General features: G+C 43.3%; 13 protein-coding genes. 10 read left to right on the top strand and 3 right to left on the bottom strand.

The window, feature by feature from the left end; all coding sequences use genetic code 11:
- The first annotated feature begins 8 nt into the window (after positions 1-8).
- Together Q1W14_RS10880 and Q1W14_RS10875 are read left to right on the top strand one after the other, a co-directional pair.
- Positions 9-530, top strand: a complete 522-nt coding sequence (locus Q1W14_RS10880; RefSeq protein ID WP_300701426.1) for a hypothetical protein — start codon at positions 9-11, stop codon at positions 528-530.
- Positions 527-1,474, top strand: a complete 948-nt coding sequence (locus tag Q1W14_RS10875) for a hypothetical protein (RefSeq protein ID WP_300701425.1) — start codon at positions 527-529, stop codon at positions 1,472-1,474. Before Q1W14_RS10880 ends, Q1W14_RS10875 begins: the two co-directional genes overlap by 4 nt.
- Before the next feature lie 16 nt (positions 1,475-1,490).
- Here Q1W14_RS10875 and Q1W14_RS10870 read toward each other — a convergent pair whose 3' ends face one another.
- Positions 1,491-1,889: a hypothetical protein gene (locus Q1W14_RS10870; RefSeq protein ID WP_300701424.1), complete on the bottom strand. Its 399-nt coding sequence runs from the start codon at positions 1,887-1,889 to the stop codon at positions 1,491-1,493.
- A gap of 161 nt (positions 1,890-2,050) precedes the next feature.
- The gene (locus Q1W14_RS10865; RefSeq protein WP_300701423.1) at positions 2,051-6,100 is read right to left on the bottom strand and encodes a hybrid sensor histidine kinase/response regulator transcription factor; all 4,050 of its coding nucleotides are present in this window, start codon (positions 6,098-6,100) and stop codon (positions 2,051-2,053) included.
- A 234-nt stretch (positions 6,101-6,334) separates the two neighbouring features.
- On the opposite strand from Q1W14_RS10865, the gene Q1W14_RS10860 reads away from it, so the two are divergent.
- The 8 genes from Q1W14_RS10860 to Q1W14_RS10825 all read left to right on the top strand — a co-directional run bounded on the left by Q1W14_RS10860 (position 6,335) and on the right by Q1W14_RS10825 (position 21,525).
- The gene (locus tag Q1W14_RS10860) at positions 6,335-7,984 is read left to right on the top strand and encodes a carboxylesterase/lipase family protein (protein ID WP_300701422.1); all 1,650 of its coding nucleotides are present in this window, start codon (positions 6,335-6,337) and stop codon (positions 7,982-7,984) included.
- A 43-nt stretch (positions 7,985-8,027) separates the two neighbouring features.
- Positions 8,028-11,114 (top strand): TonB-dependent receptor, encoded by a 3,087-nt coding sequence (locus tag Q1W14_RS10855; RefSeq protein ID WP_300701421.1) that lies wholly within the window; start codon positions 8,028-8,030, stop codon positions 11,112-11,114.
- Between the two features lie 33 nt (positions 11,115-11,147).
- A complete protein-coding gene (locus tag Q1W14_RS10850) occupies positions 11,148-12,725 on the top strand; it encodes a RagB/SusD family nutrient uptake outer membrane protein (protein ID WP_300701420.1) in 1,578 nt (525 codons plus the stop codon).
- Positions 12,726-12,811: 86 nt separating this feature from the next.
- Positions 12,812-13,696 carry an alpha/beta hydrolase-fold protein gene (locus Q1W14_RS10845; protein ID WP_300701419.1) on the top strand — a complete coding sequence of 295 codons (885 nt, stop codon included), beginning with the start codon at positions 12,812-12,814 and terminating at the stop codon, positions 13,694-13,696.
- A 57-nt stretch (positions 13,697-13,753) separates the two neighbouring features.
- Positions 13,754-14,953: an esterase gene (locus tag Q1W14_RS10840; protein ID WP_300701418.1), complete on the top strand. Its 1,200-nt coding sequence runs from the start codon at positions 13,754-13,756 to the stop codon at positions 14,951-14,953.
- A 263-nt stretch (positions 14,954-15,216) separates the two neighbouring features.
- Positions 15,217-16,410: an esterase gene (locus Q1W14_RS10835; RefSeq protein WP_300701417.1), complete on the top strand. Its 1,194-nt coding sequence runs from the start codon at positions 15,217-15,219 to the stop codon at positions 16,408-16,410.
- Between the two features lie 171 nt (positions 16,411-16,581).
- The gene (locus Q1W14_RS10830; RefSeq protein WP_300701416.1) at positions 16,582-18,924 is read left to right on the top strand and encodes a glycoside hydrolase family 3 C-terminal domain-containing protein; all 2,343 of its coding nucleotides are present in this window, start codon (positions 16,582-16,584) and stop codon (positions 18,922-18,924) included.
- Between the two features lie 111 nt (positions 18,925-19,035).
- Positions 19,036-21,525, top strand: a complete 2,490-nt coding sequence (locus Q1W14_RS10825) for a glycoside hydrolase family 3 N-terminal domain-containing protein (RefSeq protein ID WP_300701415.1) — start codon at positions 19,036-19,038, stop codon at positions 21,523-21,525.
- 84 nt (positions 21,526-21,609) lie between these two features.
- Here Q1W14_RS10825 and Q1W14_RS10820 read toward each other — a convergent pair whose 3' ends face one another.
- Positions 21,610-23,145 carry a family 43 glycosylhydrolase gene (locus Q1W14_RS10820; protein ID WP_300701414.1) on the bottom strand — a complete coding sequence of 512 codons (1,536 nt, stop codon included), beginning with the start codon at positions 23,143-23,145 and terminating at the stop codon, positions 21,610-21,612.
- Between the last annotated feature and the right edge of the window lie 6 nt (positions 23,146-23,151).

Genomic DNA, 23,151 nt, shown 5'->3' with positions numbered 1-23,151 from the left:
GTAGGACAATGAAAAACAAGATCATTTTATGGGCGTTGTTTGCTGTGCTTTCTTTGGGAATGGCAGCACAGGAGAGCATCCACTTTATAGCCGGCACTCCAGTTCAGAAAGGGCTAAGCCAGAAAAGTGCCGAGGCGTTAAAGTTGAAAGTGGAACAAATACTGGCCCGGAATAATGCAGGAACTGCATCGAAGAGCAACGTTTATGTGATTCAGCCGGAGTTGGTTCTTGGAGAAACAAAACGTACGGAAGGTTTAGTACGAAACGTGATACTGGTCACCGGAGAACTTTCTTTGACTGCCCGTAACCGGGAAGATGGAAGTATGTATGCTACAGTAACCATTGAGGTGCAAGGTGATACCACTGAAGGCGAAGAACAAGCTGTTGCTGCTCTAATCTCTCAGATTAAGGTGACCGACCGCGCTTTTGTTCGCTTCATCCGCACAGCCCGCAAGCGTATTGCAGAAGCTGCCGCCAAGACACCCGTTGAATCGGCTGAAGATAATAACCAAGAAGGAGGAAATGAATGATGAAATTACTTCGAATTTTCCTCACTACTGCCGCACTGTTTGGCTTCGGTATCACAATGTTGTTTGCCCAACAATATAAAGTAGTTGAGAAGAGCGACAAGAAAGCCCCGTTGTGGTATGAATCTGCTGAATCGGGCTATATGGTGGCTTCTGCCGAAGCTGGCAACATGGAAGAAGCCCGTCAGCAATGTTTGGAGAGTATAAAGCGGCAGATTATACAGTCTATCGCACAGAATATCGAGTTTTCAGACTCCCACACTGTAAACCAAGTTACCGGGAATGGTGACCGCATTACCGAGTTTGTAGATCGTTATACGGCGGAAGGCTCTACCAAAGCGGCTTCTTTGCCGTTTATCAAAGGGATTTCTTTATCAAAGGTTGATGGTTCTTATTGGGAAAAGCGTCAGGAAAAGAAAAGTGGAAAGATTACCTATTGTTATGCTATACGCTATCCTTTTCCTGAAAGTCAGCATAAAGCCTTGATTGCTGAGTTTGAGAAGCAGGATCGTGAAATGGAAGACTTGATAAAGAGTATGGAAATCCATATATCTGATATAACTTTGGTAGAAGAGATCGATCAATGTATTACAAAGATGAATCCTGCTGTGGAATATTTCTTTGATAAAACACGTCGCGAATGGGCAGAAGGTGTGTTGCAAAATTATCGTAAATTGCCTGCATCCATTACCGCAGAAAGCAAAGCAAATGCAAAAGATGCTTGTTTGGTGACTTTGTATCTGAATGGGAAAAGAATCACGACTTCCGTTATGCCCAAACTGACATCTAATTGTGCTTCACAGTTGAAGGCTATTCCCCGTGGAGAAGAAATTCTGATTACCTACAGCAGCGAAGATTGTCTGGATGACGAAGAAAACTTTATAGAACTTACGTTTAAGATGCCGGGCAAGTCATTGAAGCATAAGTTCTATTTCAAAGCGGAGTAGTCTCCTGGAGGTTGCTTTATTCTTGAGCCAACTGCTTTACTTCTCCGTTTTCTTTTTCAAATCTGTATTTTCCTCCTTTTTCGCTTAATTCGAATAAGGAGAGCTTTTCAGTTGCATTGTCTACTATCATCAATGCACTTTGTTCGGCGAAGCGTTTCACTTCTATGGTGAAAGGCTCTTCGGCAATTTTCTTATTTACCAGTACACTGTCATTAATCAGTAGAGAAAGTGAATCACCTGCAAAGCCTTTCGTCAGAGTAATGGTGTATGTTTCCATAAAATTGCGTTCGCCATTCTTCTGTTGCTGTAAACGCATACTCATATAAACGAAGATTACAACTACGAAAATCACGGCAAAAGCCAGTATGCCGTTGCCTATCATGAACTGTTTGTTAGTATTCAGACGGTGTGCCATGGGATTTATTATTTAAGAATGATGCAAATGTAACGAATTAATTTGAACTATCGGTTCAAATAGGTCGCATTTGTCCCTCACCGGGGAACACCTTGCTCCTCACCGGGAAAGGAGGCGTTCCCCGGTGAGGAAGAATCGAAGCAACGTAGGCGTATTTGAGACTATGATTTCTGATATTCACTAGGTGTCACTTCAAATTGCTTCTTGAAGCTTTTGGAGAAATGAGAAAGCGTATTGAATCCCGTCATATCAGCAATCTCAGAAACTGTATATTTGCCCTCCGCTATTAACTCTGCCGCACGGTTCAACTTATAGGTTTTGAAGAAGACACTTGGATTTTCACCAGTCAGACCTTTTACTTTATAATAGAATTTGGTACGCGATATTTTAAGTAACTCTGTCATGCGGGCAATGTCCAGTTCCGGATTGGAGAGTTCATTTTCCATGAGTCGGTACAGGTCCGTCATAAAGGCATTATCTTGTGGGGAAAGTATATTTTCCTCTATGTTGTCCGTTTGCGTGGCTTTTCCTAAAAGGGTGCGCGCTTTTTCCCGGTTGTTGAGTTGCGATTTGATAAGAGCTAATAGATAGCTTGGCTCAAATGGTTTTGTAACGTATGCGTCTGCACCGGTATTTAAACCCTCCACCTGATTCTCAACGGTTGCTTTTGCCGTGACTAATATGACGGGGATATGGCAGAGTTGCAGGTCTTCTTTTATTTCACGGCAAAGTTGGTAACCATCTTTTCCGGGCATAACTACATCACTTAATATCAAATCAGGGGCTTCTTCACTCATGGCTTTAAGCGCACTGTTGGCATCGAACCGGCAAATAACCCTATAAGACGTTGACAACAATGTTTTCAGGTAATAGGCTACTTCTGTATCATCATCTACTACCAATATGACTTTTTGTTCTTCCGAACCTTCCGATAATTCATTGGGTTGGTATGCTTTTTTATCAAACAAAGGAAATGCTTCCGATTGATTGCTTTGTTCGGGAGCTCTCTCTTCTTCCGTGTAAGAAACATCGTTTACCGGGAGGATAAAAGTAAAAATGGCACCACTTCCTTCTTCCGGTTTACAGGCTTTTAAATATCCATGATGAAGTTCAGCCAAACTGCGTGCATAGTATAGACCGATACCTGTTCCCCAATTGTAAGTTCCTTCTGTAGAATTAGCCATTTGGTAGTATCGCTCAAATATCTTTTCCAGTTTGTCTTCGGGAATATCTTGTCCTGTATTGGCTACAGAGACTTTTATATATTGTGTATCTTTATCTGAGCTGCGTAAAGTGAAGAGCTTCTCCGCTTCTTCTCGATTAATAACATCAAAGCATACGCTGATTTTTCCACTGGTCGGGGTGAACTTTAAGGCGTTAGACATCAGATTACCAAAAATCTTATCTACTTTGTCTTCATCCAACCATAATAAGAATGTATCTTCCAATCCGTATGTATTTAGTGTGATACTTTTGTTCCTTGCATTTACCCGGAATATCTCTACCAACCGTTGCAGAGATATAATGATGTCGGCCCGTTTAACTTTCAACTTTAATGTGTCGTTCTCCAGTTTGTTGAAGTCCATCAACTGGTTTACAAGTTTTAGCATTCTATTCACACTACGTTGTACGATGTAAAGCAAGTTTTTGTCCTCACCTACGATTGCCGTGCTATTGCATAATTGCATAATAGGGCCTGAAATCATAGTCAGTGGGGTACGGAACTCGTGAGAAACATTGGCAAAGAAACTCATATTCATTTTGTTTACACGTTGCTCTTGTGCTTTTTCCAGTTCGGCTTGCAATGCAACTGCTTTCTCGGCACGAATACGCAACCAAGCACTGACGAGTGACCAGATGATACTTACTGCTATAATGATATAAATACAGTATGCCCACCAGGTAGCCCATGGAGCGGGAGAGATATGAACCAGAATGGAACTTTCAGCCTCGACAATACTTTTATCATTATTTGTAATCTTCACCTTGAACGTGTATTCTCCTGCCGGTAAGTTGGCATAATAAGCCTCCCGGTTGTTGCGCGCATCAATCCAGTACTTATCAAAACCTTCCAACTTGTATTGATAATGCACACGTTCGTGTTCACAGTAATCCAGCGCTGAGAATGAGATGCTGAAACTGTTTTGGTCGTGCTTCAGATGAATGTCCGGCTTATAAGACAAATGCCTGTCTATACATTGACTTTCACTTGGGTGAATCAGTTTGTTGTGTATTTTAAGGTCTTCAAACAAGAGTGGGATATTTCGTTTTGCCGGTACATCCAAAGGATTAAAGAAGGTAAGCCCATGAGTACCTCCGAATATCAACGTACCGTCTGCCAGGCGACATGAAGAACGGTCGTAAAACTGGTTTCCGCCGATGCCGTCGGCAGTGAAATAGTTGGTGAACTTATTCACAGTGCGGTCGTACTTACTCAATCCATATTGCGTGCTCACCCACAAATGTCCTTGAGCATCTTCTTCAATGCCCGAAATGTCCAGGCAGGCAGTGCCGGGTACCGGTTTCATTCGTTTCGTTGTAAGCGAGTAGCACATTAATCCATTGCTTACCGTACCTATCCAGATATCTCCTTGCGTATCTTCATAGATGGCCGTCGGAATCAGTACGGAACGGCGTATGCAGGCTTTGAAGTCTTCTTCAGATATAGTTAGGTCTTGTATCTCTCTGGTTTTAGAATTGATAAGTTTTATGGGTTGATAGAATGCCGCCACTAAAATATTGCCATCACTGAGTGGGAGCAAACTTGGGATAAAAGTAAACCGGGCATTGAAAATAGGTACGGCTTGAAACTCCTTTTCCCCTTCCCGTAAGGCATAAATATTCTGGCTGGCTGTCCCTATCCAGATAGTCTTGTTATGGTCTTGCGTGATGGACATTGGCATGGAAATAGAGTACTTGGCTTCTATTTGCAGGGAGCCGTTAATATAACGACATTTGAATACTTCACTGTTAGACGTCGTCATCCAAATAGCGTTGCTGTCATCTACAAATACCTGATTAACATAAATAGCTTTCTGTTTCTCTTGTGGGAAGAGTTTGTCTGTTCCTATTATTTCTATCTTCTGGTTTTGTATTCCATAAACATATACTCCGTTCATCAGTGTGGCTATCCATAGATTCTGATCCTTGTCCGAGGCTATGGACATAACCGATTTGTTTTCTATGTTTGAGCGAAGATAGTTGTTGTTGTTAAACCGCTCTTTATAATGATACCGAACTGTAAACCCTTGGTCAATGGAGCCAATCCACAGGTTTTTCTGGGAATCAGTAAATATCTTGCTTATCTTGAAGCGTGGCATCTCAAAAGGAAAGCCATCTTCGTCCTGATGAGTGACGGTGCTTTCAACATAGTTGTAACAGAACATTCCATATTTGGAAGTATTCATTAGCAGACTATTACTCCCGTATGGATGTATGTACTCAATATCGGCGTATGATAATATCGGGTGCTTTCTGATGATTTCGGGAATTTCTTTAAAACTATGGGTTCGTATGTCAAAGATCGACATCGTGTGATTTCCTGTTATCCAAAATTCTCTACCGTCATGCAGATAAGAGTAATAAGGATAACCTATTAGGGGGATTGAATCTTTTAGTTGCAAGGTAGATGAGTCATAGCACCGCATGGCTAATGGACTGATTGCCCAAAGGTTATTATTGGCATCTATATGGCATTTTACGTTGAAGGTATGCTGCTGGTCGAAGTTCGGAATTACACATTCAATTTGTTCTGTCTCGGGATCGTAGGCATAAAGTTGTACGACTGCATTTAGAAAAATACGTCCCTCTTTGTTCTCCAACAGTTGATGTCCGTTCTTGTTGCTGAAATTTATAGGAATACGTAGGAAGTTATCTTGATCGGTATACCGGCATACTCCATTAACGGTTGCTATCCAAAGACGATTTCTTGAATCACGGAGAATATCTTGAATTTGATTGTCGGGTAAACCAAGAGAATCGTCGGTGCAGAAGTATTGATGATACTCGTGTACATTGAATTTGTTCAGTCCGCGAAAAGTACCTATCCAAATGTGCCCTTGTGCATCTTCGGCAAAAGCTTTTATCTTTTGGTTCGATATGTCATTGGTTATGACTGGGCTTTGTTGTTCCAACTCCTGTTCCTTTACATTATCGATAGGTTGGCAGGAGGTGATTAACCCTAAAAGGATTAGCAAAAATAGTGTTCTCATTTACTAGAATTAATTAGATTTTGGACGGTTCCCATAGTGACTACACTGCGAAAATAGGAATAAAAATTGGCTTATCATCTGCTTAATAGCATTATTTGAACGTAGAGATAAACATTTGAACATATAGAACAGTGATTTTAAACGTACGGACAAATCTTCAAAACAAACGAATAAATAGCTTCAAAACGAATGATGTAATATTGCAACTGTGAAAACTTTAAATGTAATACGTATATGAAACAGCAATTCTTATCAGCATTGGCTTTTGCTTCTTTGCTTCTTGTGTCTTGTGCAGGAAAGGCAGTTGCCGAAAAACAAATATCACAAGAAGGAGAGGTGATTGCTTCGTCGGACAAAGCTATTGTCCAGACCGAATCGGGTAAAGTGGGAGGATATATTGAAAATGGCATGTATATATATAAAGGTATACCATACGCCAAAGCCGAACGGTTTATGGCTCCTGTGGCTCCCGACAGATGGGAGGGAATTCGTAGTTCCCGAACTTATGGTCCTACTTGCCCGCAAGGTAAACGCATGGGTTGGTATAGCGATGAACATGCTTTTGCATTCAATTGGGACGACGGCTATCCGGATGAAAATTGCCTACGGGTAAACATCTGGACTCCCGGGATAAACGATTGTAAGAAACGCCCGGTAATGGTATGGTTGCATGGAGGTGGTTATGCAGCCGGTTCCGGTCAGGAACTGCCTTCTTACGATGGAACCAATCTGGCAAAGAAAGGAGATGTTGTAGTCGTTACATTAAATCATCGCCTCAATGTTCTAGGCTTTTTGGATCTCTCGGCCTTTGGTGAAAAGTATGCGAAATCCGGTAATGCGGGATTGCTTGATTTGGTTGCAGCGCTTCAGTGGGTAAATAAGAATATAGCATCGTTTGGTGGCGATGCATCCAATGTTACGATTTTCGGCCAATCGGGCGGTGGCGGCAAAGTGTCTACTTTGCTTGCTACTCCATCAGCAGAAGGATTGTTCCATAAGGCGATTGTGCAAAGTGGCTCCATGCTTCGTACGATGGAATCAAAATACTCTCGTCGTATAGGTGCTGCCATGGTAGAGGAATTGGGCTTAAAACCCTCTGAGATAGATGAAATACAGAAACTTCCATACGAGAAACTACTTGCAGCCGGCGAAAAGGCAATAACTAAAGTGCGTGCCGAAGCAGATAAAGAAGGTGTAGCTTCTTTTATTTTCGGTTGGGCTCCTACTGTAGAGGGTGATATGCTTCCTGCACAGCCTTTCGATCCGCAAGCTCCGGCGCAATCAAAGAATATCCCATTGATGATAGGAACCACTTTGCATGAATTTACTACGAGCACATACGTTCCGGCTTTCCGCTCCGTGACTAAAGAAAAAGCGGTGGAGTTCTTGCAAAAGAAATACGGTAACCGTACAGAAGAGTTCTTGAAAGCCTTTGAGAAAGCTTATCCCAATTACCAGCCGAAAGACTTGATTGATATCGATTTAATATTCCGTCCCAGTGCCGTAGAACAAGCTAAACTTAAAGCCGCCCAACAAGGTGCACCGGTTTATATGTACATGTTTGCTTGGGAATCTCCTGTTCTGGATGGTATGTTCCGCAGCACTCACTGCATGGAAATTCCTTTTGTCTTTAATAATGTAGTACGTCATGCCAGTATGACCGGCGGCGGTGCCGAGGCACAAGCCTTAGGCGAAAAGATGAGCAACGCTTGGCTGAACTTTGCAAAGACCGGTAATCCCAATGCGGAAGACTTGCCAACCTGGGAACCTTATACTATAGAGAAAGGTGCAACTATGTACTTCAATAATGCATCTGAGATAAAAAATAACCATGACAAAGAGCTGTTGGAAATTGTGAGAGCATTTCCTACACGTGGCTTTTGATTAAGAAAAGAACCTTTTATTACCAATATCTAATTAATAACTAATGAAAAGAATTATGAAAAACAACTCAGTGAAAAGGGCGATGGCGTTTGCCATACTGCTTTTAATGTGCATACCTCTTGTGCTGGCACAGGGTACGGTGAAGGTAACAGGTAGAGTGATTGACGATCAGAAAGATCCGATGATTGGTGTAAGTGTATTTGAGAAAGGTACGTCGAATGGTGTGATTACCGATCTGGATGGAAATTATGCGTTATCTGTAAAGAAGGGTGCAACCCTTGTGTTTTCCTATATTGGCTATGTAACGCAAGAAAAGCAAGCTGTAGGTGGAATTATGAATATTACCCTGAAAGAAGATTCCAAAACATTGGATGAAGTAGTGGTGGTGGGCTATGGTGTACAAAAGAAAAGTTCATTGACCGGTGCCGTTTCTTCTGTAAAGTCTGAGGATATGGAGGCGCGTACTATCACTCGTGCGGAACAAGCTCTTCAAGGTAAGACTGCCGGTGTACAGGTACTCAGCGCTTCTGCCAAACCGGGAGCTTCTCCTTCGGTTCGTATTCGTGGTGTGAGTTCCAATGGTTCCAGTGATCCACTATATGTTGTCGACGGACGTATTGCATCAGATATTGGGGGTATCGACCCGAACGATATTGAGTCTATGGAAGTTTTAAAGGATGGTGCATCGGCTGCTATCTACGGTGCTGCTGCCGGTAATGGTGTTATTTTGATTACCACCAAGAAAGGTAAAGGTAATGGTAAAATTACCTATGATTTCCAGTATACTTCACAAAGTTTGGGCAAGGTGCCGGAAGTAATGAATGCTCAGGAATATAAGGACTACTTCCTTGAATCCGGTAAGATTACTGAAAGCGCATTCGATTTGAATTGGGATGGAAAGACTGATACCGACTGGACTGATGTTGCTTTTGAAAACAGTTCAATGGTTCGGCATAATGTTACTTTCCAGGGTGGCAGCGAGAAAGGTTCTTTCTACTTGTCTATGTCTCATCTGAAGAATGATGGTATGATTGTCGGTAATTCTGATACTTATGAGCGTTTGACAGGTATGGTCAATGCCAGCTGGAAAATCAAACCTTGGCTGGAAGTAGGTACCAATAATCAAATAGAACATTACAAAACCCAGTCTGTAGCCGAAGGTAACGAGTATGGCAGCTTATTGCTCTCTGTACTACAACTTGACCCGTTGACCAAGCCGGTTTATGCTATTAATAATTTGCCGGAGAATATGGCTTCAGTCTATGCTCTTCATCCCAATATGTTGGGCGACGGTAATGGTAACCTATATGGTGTTTCTGCTTTTACGGGTAATGCAGAAGCTATCAATCCCTTTGTGATGCGTGACCGTTCTTATACGAAGAACAGAGGTTTTAATATCAATGGTTCTACTTTCCTGAATTTTACTCCGATTAAAGGTCTTACGGTAACTTCTCGCTTGGGATACCGCATGTCATCTACCTCCTCTTACGGTGTAAGTCAGGATTATTACTATCATGGAACAGCAAAACAAGATTATATTCAGGTAGATGCTTCAGATTATAGTCCGGTATATTGGCAATGGGAGAATTTCCTTAATTATTCACGTTCTTTCGGACAGCATAATGGAACTATCATGGTAGGTACTTCTTACAGCCAAAATCGCACTTTTGGTGTCAGCGGCAATAAGAAGGGCGATGACAAGAACCTCGGTTTTCTTCAAGATGATCCACTCTTCTTGTATTTTGCGTATGCTACTTCAGATGCTTCTAAAGATATTTCTGGTGGTGAACCTAACTATACCCGCAAATTGGCTTACTTCGGTCGTTTCAACTACGACTATGCAGGTAAGTATATGGCTCAATTCTCGCTGCGAGCCGATGCAGCCGACCTTTCAGTTTTGCCTAAGGAGAAACGTTGGGGTTATTTCCCTGCTGTATCATTGGGCTGGGTCGTTTCTCAGGAGAATTTTATGAAGAGTACGGAAAGCTGGTTGTCACAACTGAAGTTCCGTGCAAGTTGGGGTCAGAATGGCTCAACTGCTTCTTTGGGTGGCTATAAATGGAATGTATCTATAGGTTCTACAGGCCATTTGGCAGTGGGTGACAACAATAACTTCCATTATATTAATGGTTATGCACCTTCTTCAACGGGTAATGATGCACTTAAGTGGGAGACTTCGGAACAAACCAATATCGGTATTGACGCACGTTTTCTGAACAGCCGTTTGTCTGTATCAGCCGACTATTTCAACAAAGAGACGAAGGATTTGATTGTATCTGGTATAAAGGCTTCTACTGTGGTAGGCAATACATTCTCTCCAGTCAATGCCGGTAATATCACCAATAAGGGATTTGAATTGGAAGTAGGCTGGCAAGATAAAATTGGAGGTATCAACTATGGTATTCGCGGCAATATTGCTACTTTGAAGAATAAGGTGACTTACATTCACGAATCTTTGGCCGCTATTGATGGTGTTTCTTTGGTGACTTATGGACCTATCACTCGTTTTGAGGTAGGCAAGCCGGCCTGGTACTTCTATGGATACGAATATATAGGTGTAGATAAAGCAACTGGTGAGCCTATGTTCAAAGATCAGGATGGTGATGAAGCTATCACTGATAATGACAAAACAGAAATAGGCAAGGGTATTGCAGATTTTACTTATGGCATTACTTTAACAGCAGCTTGGAAAGGATTTGATTTAATTGTCTTCGGTACAGGTTCACAAGGAAATGATGTTTATTGCGGTTTGAATCGTGTGGATTATAACCTCAATAAATTGACTTACTTCACGGAAGACCGTTGGACAGAAAGCAATAAGAATGGTAGCTTGCCAAGAGCCAATGCTACTGACTATACTAAATTCATGACTTCATCCGGTTCTGTATTCGATGGTTCTTTCTTTAAGATTAAACAGATACAGTTGGGTTACTCTTTCCCGAAGGTTCTGGTCAAGAAAGCTGCAATTGAGAACCTTCGTATCTATGGTTCACTTGAAGACTTTTTTACATTCACCAACTATCCCGGCTTTGATCCTGAAGTAACAGGAGTAGGCAACGCTTTGGGCGTGGATAAAGGTAGCTATCCTAACTCTAAGAAGGTAGTACTTGGCTTGAGTGTGACATTCTAATAATACGTTAACCTATAAATAAGTAATCGATATATGAAAACAAAATACTATTCTTTACTCCTTAGTGCCTTATTTGCACTAGGTACAACTTCATGCGAAGATAAACTTAACATTCCTCAGAAAGGGGTCTTAGACTATTCTTCCTATTATCGGACAGATGAACAAGCTCAGGCTGCGGGCGATGCACTCTATATTCAGTTAAAAGGTACATATTATAACTATACTATGTTGAAGTCTGCTTTGTCCGACGATGTATGGGCAGGTGGTGGAGGTCGTAATGACAATTCTGAACTGGAGGGTTGCAATGAATTCTCTTTTGGCTCTGATCAGGGTTTTATTCGTGGTGTATGGGAAAGCTATTATAGTTTGATTTATAAAGCCAATGTAATCTTGGGACACATTACTCCTGATTCGGATATTAAAGAGAAGGTTCGTGCAGAAGCAAAGTTTTTCCGTGCATTCGCCTATTTTGACTTAATCTCTATGTGGGGTGAAGTTCCATTGGTCGATCATGAATTGACTTCAAGTGAGTATCAGATGGCTAAGTCTCCCAAAGCCGATCTTTGGAAGTTGGTGGAGACCGATTTAACAGAAGCAATCAACTCCGGTTATCTGGAAGAAAAGAAAGATGCGAATGACAATACTACATGGCGCATCACCAAACAAGTAGCTCAAACCGTTTTAGGAAAGGCTTACTTATGGCAAGAGAAATATAAAGAAGCGGCTGATGTTCTGAATGAAGTTCGTCGTAGTGGAAAATATGCACTTTATCAAGGTGATTATCAGAATATATTGACCTATTTGGCAGAAGGCTGTTGCGAGAGTATGATAGAAAGTAACCGTGTCCTTGATATGAGTAATGCTTGGGATGAATTCGGCTTCTTTGAAGTTATGAACCACTGGCGTATGGACAATTTGGAAGCGTCGTCACCTGCCTTCAAGGATTATAAAGAAACAGGTTGGGGATTTATGGTTCCTCAGAAGTCTCTTTACGATGCGTTTGTTGCAGAAGAAGGTGCTGATGGTTATCGATTGAACCAGACAATGAAAACCTATGACCAGATGACGCAATTGGGTGTGAAATTGTCGAAGGGTAAGAGTATTATCAATGAAGGCTATTTCTTGTGGAAACGTCGTTTCTCTTCTTCGGAGGCACCTATTACCTTTTGGTGTTCCTATAATAATTATCGTTGGATGCGTTACGCCGAAGTCTTGTTGCTGGCCGCTGAGGCTAATCTGAAAGCAGGGAGCCAATCGGAAGCTGATGCTTGTTTGAACGAAGTACGTACACGTGCCAAATTGCCCGCCAAGGTTGCGACTATAGAAGCTATCAAGTTAGAGAAACGCTTGGAATTATGTTGTGAATATACCAGATATCAAGATATTATTCGTTGGAAAGATGCTGAGGCATTGCTCAAAACTCAAGGTATTCAGACACCGATGTTGATAAACAAAGCTAAAGAGGACGGTACTTATCAGGTAATAGTGGAGTATAAACAATATAATACAGACCCGACACGCTATGGCTTCAAAAGTAAGCATTACTTGTTGCCTATCCCTGCAACCGAAATGCGTTTGAATCCGAATATGGTACAGAACGAAGGATGGTGAAAGCTATAAGTGAAAAAACTGATATAAATCAATCCATCTTATCTTTTAAAAGGCTTAATTTGTAGCACCTTTTATTATACAATACCATGAAGAGATTAATACTTACCCTTTTGGCCGCCTGCTCCTTGTGGGCGGCAAATGCACAGAACCCAGGTTGGGGACCGCAAAGCAAAGTGATGACTGATAGTATTTACAGTCAGATACTGAAAGCACAACGCGCTTACACGATTTATCTTCCTAAAAGTTACGAAGCAGACACAAGTCGAAAATATCCTATCCTTTACCTATTGCACGGTATGTCGGGTATCAATACCAGTTGGTTTACCGACCAGCGTGCGAAGGATGTGATGGACCAATTGGTGGCTTCGGGCGAGGCTTGTGAGATGATTATCGTGAGCCCCAATGCCGGTGGTAATCCTGCTACCTGCTGGAATGGTTACTTCAATATGCCGGGCTGGGCTTATGAAGACTTCTACTATAAAGAGTTCATGCCCTATATAGAGAAGAACTACCGTGTGCAAGCCGATAAGCAGCACCGTGCCATTGCCGGACTCTCAATGGGTGGTGGAGGAACTGCAAGTTATGCGCAGCGCTATCCGGAACTTTATTGTGCAGCCTATGCCATGAGTGCACTGATGAACATCCCCGCTGTGGGTGAAGAAGCAGGAAAAGATCCTGACCCGACTAACAAAATGGCTGTCTTGACCCGTTCGGTGCAAGAACATAGTTGTATCAAGTATGTAGCCGAAGCCGACGATGCCCGAAAGGAAAAGCTTCGTTCCGTGCAATGGTTTGTGGATTGCGGCGACGATGATTTCCTGCTCGATCGCAATATTGAGTTCTTTCAGGCGATGCGCAATGCAGGTATTCCTTGCCAGTTTAGGATACGTGATGGCGGGCACACTTCTGAATATTGGCATTCGGCACTCTACATCTGCTTGCCTTTCGTAACTCGGAACTTTGCTAAGTGAGAACTATGTTTAGTTTCCTATCACTAATGAAGAAGTATTAATATTAATAAGATTACCATGAAAAAATTATCAAGTATAATGGTAGCACTGCTGATGTGCTCATTGACATTTGCCCAACAGGCACTTTGGGGAGGCGCTCCGGTAGTATCTCCCGAAATCCATGACGACAATACAGTGACTTTCCGGTTGAAAGCGCCAAAGGCGGTGAAAGTACAGTTAACGGGCGACTTCTTGCCGACACAGAAGATAACAACCCCGATGGGGGAATTTGACGGTCCGGGTTTTGCCGATTTGAAAGAAGGTAAAGAGGGCGTGTGGGAGTTTACTACTTCCACTCCGTTGCAACCCGAATTATATAGCTACTCCTTTATAGTGGATGGCTTACGAATGATGGATCCTAGCAATGTCTATGCCATTCGTGATGTGGCTACGGTAACGAATGTTTTCATTATTGGTGGTGAGCGTGCCGATCTTTATAAGGTGAATAAAGTGCCCCATGGTACCGTAAGACGTATGTGGTACAACAGCCCGACACTGGATATGGACCGTCGTCTTACAGTCTATACTCCAGCCGGATATGAAACAAGCGGCAAACGTTATCCCGTATTCTACCTATTGCATGGTGCCGGTGGTGACGAAGAAGCTTGGATTAACCTGGGACGTACTTCTCAGATTCTTGACAACCTGATAGCACAAGGTAAAGCCCAACCTATGATTGTAGTAATGACTAATGGCAATGCTTGGCAAGAAGCTGCGGCAGGAGAGTCTCCTAAAGGCTTCGTTGCTCCTTCCATGCGTCCTGAAGAAAGAGCAAAGGCTCCCGAAGGTGGTTTCGAATTGTCCTTTCCTGAAATCGTAAAATTCGTGGATAAGAATTTCCGTACACTAGCCAACAAGAAGAATCGTGCTATTGCCGGACTTTCAATGGGTAGCTTTCATTCTTGCAATATCTCCAAGCTCTATCCTGATATGTTCAACTATGTAGGTCTGTTCTCGGGCGCAAGTGCAAAGAACGACAAATCTACCAGTCCTGTATATGCTGATTTCGAAGGAAAGCTGAAAGTGCAATTTGACAAGAAGCCGGCACTTTACTTCATTGCTTGTGGCAAAACGGACTTTGTAATGAAAGGTGTTACCGACTTCCGTAAGCTGCTGGACGAGAAAGGTTATAAATACGAGTATCTTGAAACCGATGGCGGTCACATCTGGAAGAACTGGCGTATCTATCTGACGGAGTTTGCTCCCAAGTTATTTTAAAGATAATCTGTTAGCGGAATTGAAATACCTGCAAATCACAGTTGCAAGGTGTCTTTCAAGGGGACAACCCTGTACCCGCTCCGTATCTGCTCCGTAAAAAGGTACCTTTATAAGGAGTAGATACGGACCGGATACGGACCAGATACGGAGAGGGTGCAGAGGAAGACCCGATTAATTCCGCCAACCGCTTATATCCCTATGATACAAAGCTTTTATCCTTTGTATCAGTAAATGCGATTCTTAATTATAAAACAAATATTAGTATGAAGAAAATCTTATTTTTATCAGTTATGCTGCTGATGTGTACATTTACTTTTGCACAACAAGCACTGTGGGGAGGCGCTCCGGTAGTTTCTCCCGAAATTCACGACAATAACACGGTTACTTTCCGAATGAAGGCACCGAAAGCGGTGAAAGTACAACTAACCGGTGATTTCTTGCCGACACAGAAGATTAAGACTCCCTTTGGTGAGTTCGACGGACCGGGTGTGGTCGATTTGAAAGAGGGTAAAGAGGGTGTTTGGGAATTTACTACCCCTGAACCTTTGAAACCGGAACTTTACAGCTATTCCTTTATTGTTGACGACTTGAAGATGATGGACCCGAGTAATGTTTATATGATTCGTGACGTCGCTTCTGTAACCAATGTATTTATCATAGGTGGTGATCGGGCCGATTTGTACAAAGTCAATAAAGTGCCTCATGGAACTGTTTCACGTGTATGGTACAATAGCCCGACACTGGGAATGGACCGCCGTCTGACAGTCTATACACCTGCCGGTTATGAAAACAGTGGAAAGAGTTATCCGGTATTCTATTTACTTCACGGTATGGGCGGCGATGAAGAAGCCTGGATCGCCCTTGGACGCACATCACAAATTCTCGATAACCTCATTGCGCAAGGTAAAGCCAAACCGATGATCGTAGTTATGACCAATGGTAACGCTGCGCAAGAGGCTGCTCCCGGTGAATCTTCATTAGGATTTGCTGCACCTAGCATGCAACAACCCAAGACGATGGAAGGCTCTTTTGAAACGGCTTTTCCCGATGTAGTGAAGTTTATCGACAAGAATTATCGCACTATCAAGAGTAAACAAGGACGTGCCATTGCAGGATTGTCTATGGGTGGCTACCATTCTATGCATATCTCCAAACAATACCCGGATATGTTCAACTATGTAGGTTTGTTCTCTGCAGCCATTATGCCTGATAAGAATGTGAAATCTCCTGTTTATGACGATATAGAAGGTAAGTTGAAAGTTCAGTTCGCTAAGAAACCGGCTCTCTACTGGATTGGTATCGGCAATACAGACTTCTTGTATAAGGCCAATGAAGAATATCGCAAGTTGCTCGATGAGAAAGGTTACAAATATACCTATTATGAAACAGGCGAAGGCCATATCTGGAAGAACTGGCGCATCTATCTGACGGAGTTTGCACCTCTGTTGTTCCGATAGTAAGATGCAGTTTGTTGGATGTATATATTGAGCGTGCTGGATATATACATGCAGCGCGCTGGATATATACTTCCAGCACGCTGGATATATATGCCCAATAAATCGCCCTCACAGTACCTTTAAACGCGGGGTAAATCCCCCATATATCAATGAATCTATAAAAATATATCAATGAAAAAACAATTATTCTCAATGGCGCTTACCGCAGTAACCCTACTGGCTTGTGGTCCTAACGTGCCGCAACTTGGAAAAGCCTCCTTGGATGATGTAATAGGAGCTATGACACTGGAGGAAAAGGCACATTTGGTTGTAGGTACCGGTATGGAAGGCTTTGGCAACGGTGATAGCGCTGTAGTGGGTGAGACACGTAGCTTGGTGCCGGGTGCTGCCGGAACAACCTATCCCATCGCACGCCTCGGCATTCCGGCTGTAGTACTTGCCGACGGCCCTGCCGGACTGCGCATCAGTCCCACGCGTGACGGAGATTCGGCTACTTATTATTGTACTCATTTCCCTATTGGAACTCTGCTTGCCTCTACTTGGGATCAAGACTTAGTAGAAAACGTGGGTAAGGCAATCGGAAACGAAGTATTGGAGTACGGTGCGGATGTGCTGTTGGCTCCTGCCTTGAACATTCATCGTAACCCGCTCTGTGGACGTAACTTTGAATATTATTCCGAAGATCCTTTGGTGAGCGGAAAGATTGCCGCAGCTTACGTGCGTGGTGTGCAAAGCAACGGTGTGGGAACATCCATTAAACACTTTGCGGTCAATAATCAAGAAACGAATCGCATGGCAAATGATGCGCAGGTATCTGCTCGTGCTTTGCGTGAGATTTATCTGAAAGGTTTCGAAATTACCGTGAAAGAGTCCGAACCGTGGACAGTAATGTCTTCTTATAACTATTTGAATGGTCTTTACACCTCCGAGAATCCCGAACTTCAAACCACCCTTTTGCGCGACGAATGGGGTTTCAAGGGTATGGTGATGACAGACTGGTTTGGTGGAAAAGATGCTGTGGCACAGATGAAGGCGGGCAATGATATGCTGCAACCGGGCTATGATAAACAATATCAAGATATTGTGGCAGGTGTCAAAGAGGGTAAACTGGATGAGGCTGTATTAGACCGGAACGTGAAGCGTATCCTTGAACTAATTCTCCAGACACCTCGCTTCAAAGGCTATCACTTCTCTAACAAGCCTGATTTGAAGGCACATGCCGCCGTCACCCGTCAGAGTGCTACGGAAGGTATGGTGTTGCTGAAGAATGAGAATACTGCTTTGCCGTTGGCTTCAGATGTGAAACGTGTGGCACTGTTTGGCTGCACTTCTTACGACTTTATTGCAGGTGGTACCGGCTCGGGGAATGTAAATCGGGCTTATACGGTTTCTCTGCTCGATGGTTTGAAGAATGCCGGTTACGAGACAGATGAGAGCCTGAAAGCTGCATACGAAACACATATTGCCGTCGAAAAAGAGAGACTGGAACCGAAGGATGGAAAATATTCGGCTTTCATGCCGGTGGTATTGCCTACGGAAATGGTGATTGATGCCAACCATTTGAAAGAGTTGGCAGGCCAGAGCGATGTAGCCCTGATTACCATCGGACGTGGCTCCGGTGAGTTCTTGGACCGTGAGTCTGCTAACTTCTATTTAAGTAAGCAGAACCAACAACTGTTGAGTGATGTGTGCCGCATCTTCCATGCTGCCGGAAAGAAAGTAGTAGTGGTCCTGAATATTGGCGGAGCTATCGAAACCGCCTCTTGGAAGTCGCAACCTGATGCCATTCTTTGCGCTTGGCAAGGTGGACAAGAAGGTGGTAACAGTGTGGTAGACGTACTGAGCGGAAAAGCTTCGCCCAGCGGCAAACTGACTATGACTTTCCCCGTGAGATTTGAAGATCATGCTTCAACGGTGAATTTCCCGATAAACTTGAAGTCCGACATCGATATCGTAAACAGCAACAAGGGTGAAAAGAAGCAAAACCTCAAGGATGTGGACTACACTCGCTATGAGGAAGATATCTACGTGGGCTATCGTTACTTCGATAGCTTTGGTAAGGAGGTATCTTATCCATTTGGTTATGGTCTTTCTTACACGACTTTCGAATATGGTAATCCTATTATTAAAGCTGATAATGGTGTATATACCGTTACTGTTGATGTTAAGAATACAGGTAAGATTGCCGGTAAGGAAGTAGTTCAGCTTTATGTTACCGCCCCGAATAGTGCCCGGATGAACAAACCCGAAAAAGAACTGAAAGCCTTTGCCAAGACCAAGGAACTGAAACCGGGAGAGACGGCTACTGTTACCTTGACCGTGAAAGCTGCCGACTTGGCTTCTTTCGATGAGGCTAATTCGTCTTGGATGGTAGATGCCGGAAACTACAAGTTCCTCGTCGGAGCTTCTTCACGCGACATCAAAGCGACACTGGATGCAGAGGTGGCCGCTGCTACTACAAAGACTAACAATCTCCTGAAATTGCAAGAACCCATCAATCTCCTGAAAAGATAATGGATTATAGCTCGAAGAGATTACAAAACAACCCCTAAAAAGCATCCTGCTATATCCTTGAGTGTAGCAGGATGTTGCTATATTTGCAAACGTAACACTAATATCAAAATCATGAATAGAAAGTTAATCTTATCTTTTGCCCTCTTTGGGACGTTATTGACCGCAACCGCACAAACTAAAGTTGCTCCAGCCATTCCAAGAGACGAGAAAATAGAACAGCAGATTGAGACTCTGCTAAAGAAGATGACCCTCGACGAGAAGGTAGGGCAGATGTGTGAACTTACCATCGACCTTCTGCAAAAACGCACCAACCCTTTTGCCGGTGTAGATCCGCAGAACTTTAAAGTAGAAGACCTCAAGAAGATACTCAAGACGTACAAGCTGGAGAAGGAATACGACCTTTCCAAAGGCATGCCCGACCAGCAGGTTATGATGCAAATCTATATGCGCATCCAAGGTATCGAAGGCAAAAAAGGCTATCAGATGGATGAAGCTATGCTTGATACCATTATTGGCAAGTATAAAGTGGGTTCCATCCTCAATGTACCCAACGGTGTCGCTCAAAGTGTAGAGAAGTGGCAGGAGATTATTAAGCGCATTCAAGAGAAGTCCATGAAGGAGATCGGCATACCTTGTATCTATGGTGTAGACCAGATACATGGAACTACCTATACCTTGGGTGGTACATTCTTCCCTCAAGGCGTCAATATGGCTGCTACTTTCAATCGTGCCCTGACTCGTGAAGGTGCCCGTATCTCTGCCTACGAAACCAAAGCCGGAAGTATCCCCTGGACGTATGCCCCTGTTACTGACTTAGGACGTGATCCTCGCTGGCCCCGTATGTGGGAAAATTATGGTGAAGATGCTTACGTTAACGCCGAAATGGGACGCGAAGCTATCATCGGTTTCCAAGGTGAAGACCCCAACCGCATTGGCGATAACAACGTTGCCGCTTGTATGAAGCATTACATGGGCTATGGTGTCCCTGTCTCTGGCAAAGACCGTACTCCTTCTTCTATCACTGAGCAGGATATGCGCGAGAAGCATTTCGCTCCTTATCTTGAAATGGTGAAAGCCGGAGCACTCTCCGTAATGATTAATTCTGCCATGAACAACGGTCTGCCTTTCCATGCCAACTATGAACTATTGACTCAATGGCTGAAGGAAGACCTCAACTGGGATGGTATGATTGTTACCGACTGGGCGGATATCAATAATCTCTACAGCCGCGACCACATTGCCAAAGACAAGAAAGAAGCTATTAAACTTGCCATCAATGCCGGTATCGACATGTCTATGGACCCGTATGACTGGAAGTTCTGTACACTGCTGAAAGAACTGGTACAGGAAGGCGAAGTGCCTATGAGCCGCATTGACGATGCCGTTGCCCGTGTATTGCGTATGAAATACCGCCTTGGTTTGTTTGAAAAGCCGTATAATGACCTGAAAGATTATCCTCTGTTCGGAGGTAAAGAACACGTTGCCGCTGCCTTGAAAGCCGCCGAAGAATCTTTGGTACTTCTGAAGAATGCAGATGGTATTCTGCCGCTAGCAAAAGGAAAGAAGATTTTATTGACCGGCCCGAATGCCAACTCTATGCGTTGTTTGAACGGTGGATGGTCTTATACTTGGCAAGGTAGCAATGCGGAGGCATGTGCCGCAGATTATAACACAATCCTCGAGGCGTTCACTAACAAATTTGGTGCCGACAATATTATCTACGAAGCCGGTGTGACCTACAATGAAAAGGGTAACTGGCAGGATGAAAATGCTCCTGAAATAGATAAAGCCGTAGCTGCCGCCGCCAATGCCGACTACATCGTAGCTTGCATCGGTGAGAACTCTTATTGCGAGACTCCGGGTAACTTGACCAATCTCTTCCTTTCCGAAAACCAGCTTAATCTGGTGAAAGCCCTTGCGAAGACCGGTAAGCCTGTCATCTTGATTTTGAGTGAAGGCCGTCCCCGCTTGATTGCTGATATTGAACCATTGTCAAAAGCAGTGGTAGACATCATGCTTCCGGGCAATTATGGTGGCGATGCACTGGCTAATCTCGTAGCCGGCGATGCTAACTTCAGTGGCAAGATGCCTTTCACTTATCCCAAGGAAATCAATTCCTTGATTACCTACGATTATAAGCCTTGCGAACACATCGGCAAGCAAATGGAAGGCGCTTATAACTATGATGCTCAAGTTTCTGTACAATGGGCATTCGGCTATGGTCTGAGCTATACCACTTTTGAGTACAGCAATCTCAAAGTCAATAAACCCAACTTCAATGCCAACGATGAACTGACCTTCGCAGTCGACGTGAAGAATACCGGTAATCGTGTAGGCAAGGAAAGCGTTCTGTTGTTCAGCAGCGACCTGGTAGCTTCTCTTACTCCTGACAACCGTCGTCTTCGTGCCTTCGAAAAGGTAGAACTGCAACCCGGTGAAACCAAAACCGTTACCCTGAAACTGAAAGGCAGCGATCTTGCTTTTGTAGGTTATGACGGCAAATGGATTCTGGAGAAAGGTGATTTCCGCATTCAGGCGGGTAACCAAGTGTTGAATGTGGTTTGTACGGATACGAAGAAGTGGGAAACGCCGAATAAATAAGCAAAAATCTCCTTGATAGATACAGTAGCCGCCAGTTTCAGACTTTAAAACTGGCGGCTATTTATTTTTAGAGTGGAATAATACCTATATGTTTTCTAGTTTGAAGTAAGAGAATTCCACCGGGTAGGTACTATCTCCGATATGTATTAAACCGGGACGGGGTACTCTTTCCCAGCGTACTAACTTTTTGAAATTGATTGTGGGAGTATCCACTTTACTCCATTTCTTTCCATTGCTACTCCAATAGAAATCGGAATGACATCCTTCCGTAACTTCTATTTTCAAGAATACAGAGGGTTGTGCTAAAGAATGCTCAAAAAGAATGGTTTCTTTTCCTTCCTCAACCAGCTTTAGCTGTAGCTTATTGTTGGTCGTTCCCCAAATAATCAAGTTTTTATCGTCGCCATACATTGTCAGGCCACCAATGCTCTTATTCGGATTCACATTTTGAGTTTCATAGGTATAATGAGGTGAATTGGCTCTTACACAGAGTGCTGTTCCATATTGATTACTGCCTTTAGGATTTCCACTCAGATAGAGTTTTCCATTGCCAATGTTTATTTGTGGATCGCTAAATGGAAAGCTCCAAGTCCAATCAACTTTCAGACTTTCATCTTTAAATTCATCTTTGAAATCGAAATTTGATTCTTGCTTGGTTCCTTTAAATGGCACAGGCTGTTTTATCTGAGCCACCGTACCTGTTTTGAAGTGTAGCCAGTTGTCTTCACCTACACCTATTTCTTGTAGAATGGGTTGACGTCCGGCATAGAAACCGGCTTCCGGCAGATAGGCATGACATAGGTAGAATAGTCTGTCGTCTGGCGTGACTACAATTGTTCCGTGTCCGCAAGATTGGAAATCCCTTTCTCCTCCATAAAGAATAGGGTTGCCTTCATATTTCTCGTAGGGTCCTTTGAAATCTTTGGAGCGTGCTACATACACATCGTAATCGCTCAGAGGACCACAACAACTATGGGCAGCATAAATGAGGTAGTAATAATCGCCTTTCTTGAAATGATATTGACCTTCCATCCCTTTTCCTTCATCATCTTTTAACAGAGAAAAAGGTTCTCCCTCAAGTTTCAATCCATCCGAAGAAAGTTTGCTCCCTAGCAGTTCTATGGGACGATTATCCAAGCCATAGGCTTTCCATGATATGTATAGCTGTCCGTTATCATTGTATACAGATGCATCGATTGCTTCTGTACCATACTCTACCAATAATCCATGGTCGGTAAATGTCTCTGTCGGGCTATTGGCTACTGCAACACCGATATAAGATGTCCCATCGGACTTTCTACGGGCTGTGTAATAGCAATATACTTTATTATTATAATAGTATAATTCGGGTGCCCAAAACGACTGTGAAGTCCATTCGGGCACTTCCTGAAAGATATGGCCGGTTTGTTTCCAATTAATCAGATCCTTAGATACAAATACCGGATACTGAGGCGCCCATTCTGCAGAGGTACCGGTAGCATAGTAGGTATCATCAATCCTCAAGATAGAGGGGTCGGGTACATCGCCACGAATAACCGGGTTGTGGTATTCATTTTGCTGTCCTTGCATACTTGGTACTACAAGAAAGAAAAACAAAAGTGTGAATAAGGATCTGTTCATAATAGT

Origin of the sequence: Bacteroides sp., from assembly GCF_030151085.1 — a bacterium.
GTDB lineage: Bacteria > Bacteroidota > Bacteroidia > Bacteroidales > Bacteroidaceae > Bacteroides.
Note: the sequence above shows the minus strand (reverse complement) of the source record. Positions and strands in the feature narration are given on the sequence as shown.